The 2686-nt window shown below is 63.6% G+C and carries 3 protein-coding genes; all 3 read left to right on the plus strand.

Going from position 1 to position 2686, the window contains the following annotated elements; genetic code table 11:
• The first annotated feature begins 6 nt into the window (after positions 1–6).
• A complete protein-coding gene (locus tag QT222_RS02950) occupies positions 7–426 on the plus strand; it encodes a cobalamin B12-binding domain-containing protein (protein ID WP_004057429.1) in 420 nt (139 codons plus the stop codon).
• A 2-nt stretch (positions 427–428) separates the two neighbouring features.
• Positions 429–1580, plus strand: coding sequence for a methylmalonyl Co-A mutase-associated GTPase MeaB (gene meaB / locus QT222_RS02955; protein WP_004057428.1), 1152 nt, complete (start codon positions 429–431; stop codon positions 1578–1580).
• A gap of 78 nt (positions 1581–1658) precedes the next feature.
• Positions 1659–2585, plus strand: coding sequence for an alpha/beta fold hydrolase (locus tag QT222_RS02960; protein ID WP_004057427.1), 927 nt, complete (start codon positions 1659–1661; stop codon positions 2583–2585).
• Positions 2586–2686: the final 101 nt, after the last annotated feature.

The raw sequence follows: 2686 nt of genomic DNA on the forward strand, positions 1-2686 counted from the left end.
GTCTATATGAGCGCGGACTCCGAACAGCGAACCATCCGGTGTCTCATCGCCAAGGTGGGACTCGACGGCCACGACCGTGGAGCACACGTAATCTCTCGCGCCTTCCGCGATGCGGGATTCGAGGTCATCTACTCGGGTCTCCACCGTGCCCCAGACGAAATCATTCAGGCGACGGTCCAGGAGGACGTTGACGTGCTCGGGATTTCCATCCTCTCGGGCGCGCATAACACCCTCGTCCCGAAGGTGATGGACGGACTCGAAGAGTACGGCGCACTCGACGACACGCTGGTCATCGTCGGCGGTATCATCCCTGAAGAGGACCGCCCCGGTCTCCTGGAAGAAGGCGTCGACGCCATCTTCGGTCCCGGAACGCCGATGCAGGAGACCATCGACTTCGTGAAGGAAAACGCGCCCGAACGAGCGTGACGATGAATCGGGCGGTCGAATCCGACCTCGTCGAGCGACTCCTCGCCGGCGAGCATCGCGCGCTTGCACGCGTCATCACGAAAATCGAGTCACAGACATCCGGCTACCGAGACCTCGTCTCGGAAATCCACGCGCACACGGGCCAGGCCTCTGTCGTCGGCATCACGGGGAGCCCCGGTGCGGGGAAGTCCACGCTCGTGGACAAACTCGCCAAATACTACCGCGACCAGGGCGAGACCGTCGGCGTCATCGCAGTCGACCCGTCCTCGCCGTACACCGGCGGGGCGGTCCTCGGCGACCGTATTCGTATGGCCTCGAACGTCGGCGACATGGACGTGTTCTTCCGGTCGATGAGCGCTCGCGGGCAACTCGGCGGCCTCTCGACTGCGACCGCAGACGCCGTGAAGGCGCTCGACGCCTTCGGGAAAGACCGTATCATCATCGAAACCGTCGGCGCGGGCCAAAACGAAGTGGACGTGGTGAAGACCGCAGACACGGTCGTCGTCCTCGTCCAACCCGGCAGCGGCGACGACGTGCAGATGCTCAAGGCTGGTATCCTCGAAATTGGCGACGTGTTCGTCGTCAACAAAGCCGATATGGAGGGTGCCTCGCGCACCGTCGCCGAATTAGAGGAGATGATTCACCTCCGTGACGACCCGCGAGCGAATCTCGACACGGGTCACCACGGTGCTGGCGCGTTCGGCGACTCGGGTGGTCACGGACACGGTGGGGACCACGGCCACGGCGACAATGCCCATGGCCACAACGATACCAACGGCCACGACACCGCTGGCCACGACGGCGACGAGGATGCGGCAGCGGAGGTCGCACGCCCCGTGTGGACTCCGAAGGTCATCAAGACAATTGCCACGACCGGCGAGGGAATCGACACGCTCGTCGAGACGCTCGATGACCACTACGACTACCTCTCGGAGTCGGGCGAGTTGACCGAAAAAGCGCGTCAACGCGCAAGCGAGGAGATTCGGCAACTGCTCCGAAGCGACGTGAACAGGCTTCTCGAAGCGGAAATCGAACGTCGGGGCGGTATCGACGACTTCGCCGACGCCGTCGTCGACAAGGAAACTGACCCCTACGAAGTCGCCGAGGACGTGCTCGAACCAATTCGGGAGTGTCTCGAAGACCGAGACGACTGACGGGTTGCGTCTCGACTTCTTTTCCACCACCCCGACACGGGCGGGCGAATTAAGGTCTCCGCGCGCCATCTACATGACATGAAGTTCCGACGAGCCATCGGTCTGGCCGCGGCTGGCGTCGGCCTTGCCGCCGCCACCAACGCCGCTCTCTCGAAACGTGTGGGTCCCCTCGAACCGCCGCTTTCCGGGGACCACCAAACGTACCGCTGGCGCGGAATGGACGTCTCATACGTCGAGGCCGGCGACGAAGACGCGCCGACGCTCGTTTTCCTCCACGGTATCAACGCGGCGGGGTCGTCGGGTGAGTTCCGCAAGGTCTTCGGCGAACTCGCCGAGGACTACCACGTCGTCGCGCCGGACCTCCCCGGCTTCGGTCTCTCGGACCGCCCGGCGTTGTACTACTCGCCGGCCCTCTACGAGGATTTCGTCGGCGACTTCCTCGCGGAGTACGACGACCCCGCCGTTATCGCCTCGTCTCTCACCGCCGCCTACACCGTTGCCGCTGCGTCCCGTGACGACGTGTCTGTGTCTCGGTTCGTCCTCATCTGCCCCACTGAGCGCGGCGGTCCCGACCGGAAAGAGTGGCTCCGCGAACTCATCCGCGCACCCGTCGTCGGCAAGACGTTATTCAACCTCATCTCTTCTCGACCGTCGATTCGCTACTTCAACGCAGACCACGGTTACTACGACCCGTCGAAGGCGGGCGACGACTGGCAAGAATACGAGTGGCAGACATCCCACCAGGGGGGTGCACGCTTCGCCCCGGCGTCGTTCATCTCCGGCTATCTCAATACGGACGTGGACCTCGGCGAGGCGCTTTCGAACCTCGACGTACCGACGACGCTCGTGTGGGGTCGTGAGAGCGACGTGACGCCGCTGAAGCGTGGCCGTGAACTCGCCGACGAAGCCGACTGCACGCTCGTCGTCTTCGACGAGACGATGCTCCTCCCGCACGTCGAGTTCCCGAGCGCCTTCGTCGACACTGTCAGAGACGCGCTCGCGTAACGACTACTCGGTAGACACTCAACCCGTGCCAGTACCATTTCTCGACTCGGTCTCGATTTTTCTCTACGCTGCCATCGCGCTCCTCTCGTTCGGGTTTTGGG

Source organism: Haloferax sp. s1, assembly GCF_058382125.1.

Coding starts and splice junctions, on each gene's coding strand:
- QT222_RS02950 (WP_004057429.1), top strand. CDS start 7: ATGAGCGCGGACTCCGAACAGCGAACCATCCGGTGTCTCATCGCCAAG.
- meaB (WP_004057428.1), top strand. CDS start 429: ATGAATCGGGCGGTCGAATCCGACCTCGTCGAGCGACTCCTCGCCGGC.
- QT222_RS02960 (WP_004057427.1), top strand. CDS start 1,659: ATGAAGTTCCGACGAGCCATCGGTCTGGCCGCGGCTGGCGTCGGCCTT.